Origin of the sequence: Anaerotignum sp. (assembly GCF_045122575.1) — a bacterium.
GTDB lineage: Bacteria > Bacillota > Clostridia > Lachnospirales > Anaerotignaceae > Anaerotignum_A.
Genome location: NZ_JBGVHV010000001.1, coordinates 1 through 6,349, shown reverse-complemented (window position 1 = coordinate 6,349; position 6,349 = coordinate 1). Strand labels below are relative to the sequence as shown.

7 protein-coding genes are annotated in these 6,349 nt (G+C 46.6%); all 7 read right to left on the bottom strand.

Annotation, left to right across the window (positions count from 1 at the left end):
• On the bottom strand, window positions 1-278 hold a 278-nt coding region (locus tag ACJMLT_RS00035), incomplete at its 3' end, for an EamA family transporter (protein WP_405724709.1).
• Window positions 268-1,509 (bottom strand): competence/damage-inducible protein A, encoded by a 1,242-nt coding sequence (locus tag ACJMLT_RS00030; protein ID WP_405724706.1) that lies wholly within the window; start codon window positions 1,507-1,509, stop codon window positions 268-270. The genes ACJMLT_RS00035 and ACJMLT_RS00030, both read right to left, overlap by 11 nt.
• Before the next feature lie 160 nt (window positions 1,510-1,669).
• Window positions 1,670-2,203, bottom strand: coding sequence for a CDP-diacylglycerol--glycerol-3-phosphate 3-phosphatidyltransferase (gene pgsA, locus ACJMLT_RS00025; RefSeq protein WP_405724712.1), 534 nt, complete (start codon window positions 2,201-2,203; stop codon window positions 1,670-1,672).
• Window positions 2,187-3,551: a 30S ribosomal protein S12 methylthiotransferase RimO gene (rimO, locus tag ACJMLT_RS00020; protein ID WP_405724703.1), complete on the bottom strand. Its 1,365-nt coding sequence runs from the start codon at window positions 3,549-3,551 to the stop codon at window positions 2,187-2,189. The genes pgsA and rimO overlap by 17 nt, the downstream gene beginning before the upstream one ends.
• Before the next feature lie 156 nt (window positions 3,552-3,707).
• Window positions 3,708-4,163, bottom strand: coding sequence for a hypothetical protein (locus ACJMLT_RS00015; protein WP_405724700.1), 456 nt, complete (start codon window positions 4,161-4,163; stop codon window positions 3,708-3,710).
• Window positions 4,164-4,239: 76 nt separating this feature from the next.
• Window positions 4,240-5,097 (bottom strand): bifunctional methylenetetrahydrofolate dehydrogenase/methenyltetrahydrofolate cyclohydrolase FolD, encoded by an 858-nt coding sequence (folD, locus tag ACJMLT_RS00010; protein ID WP_405724697.1) that lies wholly within the window; start codon window positions 5,095-5,097, stop codon window positions 4,240-4,242.
• Window positions 5,098-5,136: 39 nt separating this feature from the next.
• On the bottom strand, window positions 5,137-6,349 hold a 1,213-nt coding region (locus tag ACJMLT_RS00005; protein ID WP_405724694.1), incomplete at its 5' end, for a formate--tetrahydrofolate ligase.

Here is a 6,349-nt window from a genome sequence, read left to right as displayed (position 1 = left end):
TTGACGGAAGGGGTCGTATACTGCAGTCCCACTGTCATCAGCAGGAACATGGCCGCCAGCAATGCCCCAAGGATGGAGCCGACCTTCCATTCTTTTTTTGTGATCTTCTGCAGACGGTTCCGATACACCAGACACATACAGGCAGATGCCATCAGAAACCGGCCAAAAATCACCTGAAAAGGATCATATCCCCAATCCAGCAGATATTTCAGACTGATAAAGCCGCCGCCGCCGATGAATGCCGCCAGAAGCAGCATCCAGTCACCCTTATTCTTCATTGAGCATCGCCTTTCTCAGCCAATCCAGCGCAGTGTATGCCGCTCTTTCACGAATAGCCTGTCTCTTCCCTGCGAAATTGCATTTTTTCACAAAGGTTCTGCCTTTATAATACAGACCCATATAAACCAGACCTACGGGCTTTTCTTCGCTGCCGCCGCCGGGGCCTGCGATGCCCGTGGTAGCAATGCCGATTTCCGCGCCGCTGGTTTTTGCAATGCCTTCTGCCATTTCTCTTGCGGTTTCTTCGCTGACTGCACCAAACTGTTCCAGTGTTTCCGCCTTTACGCCCAGTCTGCGCATTTTTGCATCGTTGGAATAAGTCACACAACCTTCCAGAAGGACTTCTGAAATGCCGGGATATTCCACCAGTTTAGAGGCAATCAGGCCACCTGTGCAGGATTCCGCTGTGGCAATGGTCAGTTTTCTTTCGATGAGCAGTTCTGCCACCACAGTCTGCAGATCTGTTTCGCCTTCCGCATAAACCGCATCCCCCAGTCGTTCTTTCAGTTTTTCCGCTACAGGGTCGATCAGGGCATTGGCTTCCGCTTCGCTCTTCGCCTTCGCGGTAATGCGCAGGATGGCTTCGCCGTCCTTGGCATAAGGCGCAATGGTAGGGTTTGTCTGGACATCCATGATATCCTGCACCCTTGCCGCCATGGCACTTTCACCCACATTTGCCACACGCAGGATGCGGGAAAGGAAGGTATATTCCTGTTTCTGCGCCAGATAAGGTTTTACCTGATTCACAAACATAGGCACGGTTTCTCTGGGAGGGCCGGGCAGCATAACGATCATTTTGCCATTCTTTTCAATGATGATGCCAGGTGCTGTACCGTTGTCGTTATACAGAACCGTACAGTTGTTTTCAGGTACCATCGCCTGTTTTACGTTATTCTGTGTCATCACTCTGCCTGTGCGGTCAAAGTATGTTTTGATTCTATTAAATGCCTTTTCATCCAGCACCAGTTTCTCACCAAAATATTCCGCCGCCGTTTCCTTTGTCAGGTCATCCTCCGTGGGGCCAAGGCCGCCGGTGGTAATAATAAGGTCTGCTCTGGAAAATGCGTGATAGATGGTATCTTTCAGTCTCTGAGGGTTATCCCCAACAACGGTCTGATAATACACTTCTATCCCCAGATTCGCCAGTTCCTGCGCCAGAAACTGTGCATTTGTGTTCAAAATATCGCCTAACAGCAGTTCTGTCCCTACTGCCATGATTTCTGCTCTCATATTTACTCCCTTCTTGAAGGCGTTGCCCTCAAACTCCCACCAAGGGAGTCACTCCCTTGGAACCCGATTTGCAAAAACATTCGTTTTTGCTTTCGTTTTCATTTCCATAGAATGAAAGGGGGAACTCTCCTCTCTGAAAGAAAGTTTCCCCCTTTTATGTTTAGCCCAGCAATACCTGTTTATTTTTAATGATATAATCCGCACCGGAGAAAATGGTGAAGAATACAGACAGGTAGATCAGTGCTGTTTCTACCAGCGGCATACAGCCAAAAGGCAGGTTCAGCAGTACCACAGGGATCATGATCATCTGTACTGTTGTTTTCACCTTACCCCACCAGCTTGCCGCCATAACGATATTTGCTTCCATCGCCAGTGTACGGAAACCGGTGATGGTAAATTCTCTCGCCAGAATGACGATAACGACCCAAGCCGCCAGATCTTCCAGTGCAACCATGGAAACCAGTGCGCTCATAACCAGCAGTTTATCCGCCAGAGGGTCCATGAATTTCCCAAAGTTGGAAACCAGATTATATTTTCTCGCAATTTTACCATCCAGCATATCTGTCAGAGAAGCTACGATGAAAATGATCACCGCAATATATCTGTTCATGGGTTCAGGCCCCAGAAACAGCACCAGCAGAAATACCGGAATCATGAATACTCTGAGCAGTGTCAGCTTATTCGCCAAGTTCATATCCATATACTACATCTCCCATCAAATCATAATCGCCTGCTTCGCGAATCTTTACTGTTACAAAATCACCGGAGTACAGTTCTTCCTCGGAAGAAACGAACACCAGCCCGTCGATATCGGGGGCATCTCTTCTGGTTCTGCCGCAGAAAATTCTTTCTTCGGGCAGTTTCCCTTCGATCAGCACCTGCATCACCTTGCCCACTTCTTCTTCACACAGGGAAGCGGCAATATTTTTCTGGATATCCATGATGATATCCTTTCTTTCTTCTTTCAGTTCATCGTCGATCTGATTTTCCATTCTTGCCGCCGCGGTGCCGTCTTCCTGAGAATAGGAGAACACACCCAGACGATCGAATTTCATTTCCTGTACGAAATGCATCAGATCTTCGAATTCTTCTTCACTTTCGCCGGGGAACCCAACGATCAGTGTGGTTCTGATGGCGATATCGGGCATAGCCGCTCTCAGTTTCGCTACTTTTTCGCGGATCAGTGCCTGACTGCTTTTTCTGCCCATGCGTTTCAGTACTGCATCATTGCCATGCTGGATGGGCATATCAATATAATGGCAGACTTTTTCATATTTTGCCATGGCTTCGATGGTTTCGTCTGTCAATGTTTCAGGGTATGCGTACAATACTCTGATCCATTCGATCCCTTCCACATCATTCAGCTGTCTCAGCAGTTCATGGAGCATAGGCTGGCCATACAAGTCTCTGCCGTAAATGGAAGTATCCTGGGCTACAACGACCAGTTCTTTTACGCCCTGTTTTGCCAGAACATTTGCTTCTTCGATCAGGCTTTCCATGGTTCTGCTGCGGTGTCTGCCCCTCAGTTTGGGAATGACACAGTAAGTACAGAAGTTGTCACAGCCTTCGGAAATTTTCAGATAGGCAAAATAAGGTGCTGTGGAAAGAACGCGCAGTTTGCCATTTTCATCCTGCATGGGCATGTCGATGCTTTCCATGCGTTTCACCTGTTCTTTGCCCGCCAGAATTTCATCTACCACTTCAACGATGGATTCGTAGGCTGTGGTGCCAACGATAGCATCTACTTCAGGCAGTTCGTCGAAAAATTCTTCCTGAAAGCGCTGTGCCAGACAGCCCGCTACCACCAGACCTTTACAGTTGCCCACTTCAGGATCTTTATACTGTGCCATTTCCAGAATGGTTTCGATGCTTTCTTCCAGTGCATCCTTGATGAAGCTGCAAGTATTTACCACGATGATATCCGCTTCCGCTTCGTCCGCTACGGCTGTGTAGCCGTTTTTCTGCAGGATCCCCAGCATGACTTCACTGTCCACTCTATTCTTATCGCACCCCAGAGAGGTGAATGCGATCTTCTTATTCATTGTATTCCTCCTTAAGCCATCAAACGATAGCAATAATTTCACAATTTAATATTTTACTACAAAATTCGAAAAATTACTAGTTTTCTATAGAAATCTTTTCAGGTTCTTTCTGGATTTTCGGCCAAAAAATCCCCTGACTTTCGTCAGGGGTGTCAATCATTTTGTTATTTCATATTCCTTCAAAAGTTCCTCCAGATAATCCGTACATCTGCTCTTTTCCTCACCAATTACCTCAAACCTCCAATGTCCCCCATTCAGGATTTCAATTTCTCCGTTTTCCATAAATCGAATCCAATGCTTGCTGTCATCAAAAACCATCAGTTCACAAAAAATCTCGCCATTCTCCAAATCAGAATTCCATTTCCATGTTTTGAATAAAACCGTTGTTTCGTCTAATAAGTTGCAAATGGTTTCAAATTCTTTCGTATCTTCAATCACAGCACTTTCATAGTCCCATTGTGTTCCACTGTTATATGCTTTTCCTACTGTACACTGCCAGATGTTTTCTTTTGAAATATCCAGCAGTTCTCCGAGATTTCTTTCCCTTTTCACACATATTCCCAAGAGAAGCAGAAGAATCAAAATACCGATCAAAACCATTTTCTTTTTCATTCTTCCACCCCTTTCTCTTAATATAAAAATACCCTTGATCTCTTTCGAAATCAAGGGTATAAATCTTAAGATTTTCTTACATCAGACCGTTCTGAATCTTAGCGGCTGTGTTACAGTTTTTCATCAGCATTGCGATGGTCATGGGACCAACGCCGCCGGGCACGGGAGTGATCGCTCCTGCCACTTCTTTCACGTTCTCAAAGTCCACGTCGCCGCACAGTTTGCCTTCGGCATTGCGATTCATACCAACATCGATAATGATCGCACCTTCTTTTACCATATCAGCCGTTACTGTGTCCACTTTGCCCGTTGCGCTGACAATGATATCTGCCCCCCGACAGATACCTGCCAGATCCTGTGTTTTGGAATGGCAAATGGTAACAGTACCGTTCTCCTGCATCAACAGCATTGCCACAGGCTTACCAACGATATTGCTTCTGCCGATTATCACACAATTTTTGCCCGCAATGGAATGGCCGCTACGTTTGATCAGTTCAATGATACCCGCAGGGGTACAGGGAAGGAAGCCCTTTGCACCTGTGTGCAGATAGCCTACATTCACAGGGTGGAAGCAATCCACGTCCTTATCAGGGCTGATGGCCATGATCACTTTTCTGTCATCAATATGTTTAGGCACAGGCATCTGAACCAGAATGCCGTGCACATTTGCATCCTTATTCAGTTCATCGATCAGCTTCAGCAGCTCTTCCTCTGTGGTTGCCTCAGGCAGCACATGGGAAACAGACTTAATGCCTACAGCTGCGCAAGCCTTCTCTTTATTGCTTACATATACCTTGGAAGCGGAGTTATCGCCGACCAGAACAACAGCCAGACAGGGTTCGATTCCCTGTGCTTTCAGCGCTGCTGCTTCTTCTGCCGCTTCTGCCTTGATTTCCGCAGAAATCAGTTTGCCATCAATCAATTGTGCTTTCATCTCAAATTACTCCTTCGTGTAAATGTTGCCGACGAAGAATTAAAACAGACCTACTACGTTACCGTCTTCGTCAATATCGATATTCAGTGCTGCAGGTTTTTTAGGCAGACCGGGCATTGTCATAACATCACCCAGAAGAACTACGATAAAGCCTGCACCTGCGGAAATGCGGATTTCTTTTACAGTTACTTCGAAACCTTCGGGACGACCCAGAACCTTGGGATCATCGGACAGGGAATACTGTGTTTTTGCGATACAAACAGGGAAGTAGTTGAAGCCCAGTTTGTCGATCTGCGCCAGTGTTTTCTTCGCTGCTGCGGAGAAGTTTACATTGCCTGCGCCGTAGATTTCTTTACATACTTTGTTTACTTTTTCAACGATGTTCAGTTCATCTTCATACAGGAATTTGAAATTGCTTTCTTTTGTTTCCAGTGTTTCCAGAACTTTTTCAGCCAGAGCCTTGCCGCCTTCGCCGCCTTCTGCCCATACTCTTGCTACTGCAAATGTTGCGCCCATTGCTTCGCATCTTTCTTTTACGTATGCAACTTCTGCATCTGTATCAGCTACGAAGTGGTTCAGAGTTACCACAACGGGAACACCATATTTCTGGATGTTTTCAATGTGTTTTTCCAGGTTTACGAAACCTTTTGCCAGTGCATCCAGATTTTCATTGGACAGGTCAGCTTTTGCAACGCCGCCGTTATATTTCAGTGCGCGTACAGTTGCTACCAGAACAACTGCATCAGGTTTGATACCTGCTTTACGGCACTTGATGTCAAAGAATTTTTCAGCGCCCAGGTCAGCACCGAAGCCTGCTTCTGTTACAACATAGTCAGCAATTTTCATCGCTGTTTTTGTTGCTTTTACAGAGTTACAGCCGTGTGCGATATTTGCGAAGGGACCGCCGTGGATGATTGCCAGTGTATTTTCCAGAGTCTGCACCACATTGGGCTGCAGAGCATCTTTCAGCAGTACTGTCATCGCACCGTCAGCACCGATCATTTTTGCTGTTACAGGTTCGTCGTCGTATGTGTAGCCAACGATGATCTGACCCAGCATTTCTTTCAGCTGTTTCAGGTCGTTTGCCAGACAGAAGATCGCCATGATTTCGGATGCTACTGTGATCTGGAAAGCATCTTCTCTGGGTACGCCGTTTACCTTGCCGCCCAGACCGGAGATCACGTTTCTCAGCTGTCTGTCGTTCAGGTCAACGCAGCGTTTCCATGCGATCTTTCTGGGGTCGATGTTCAGT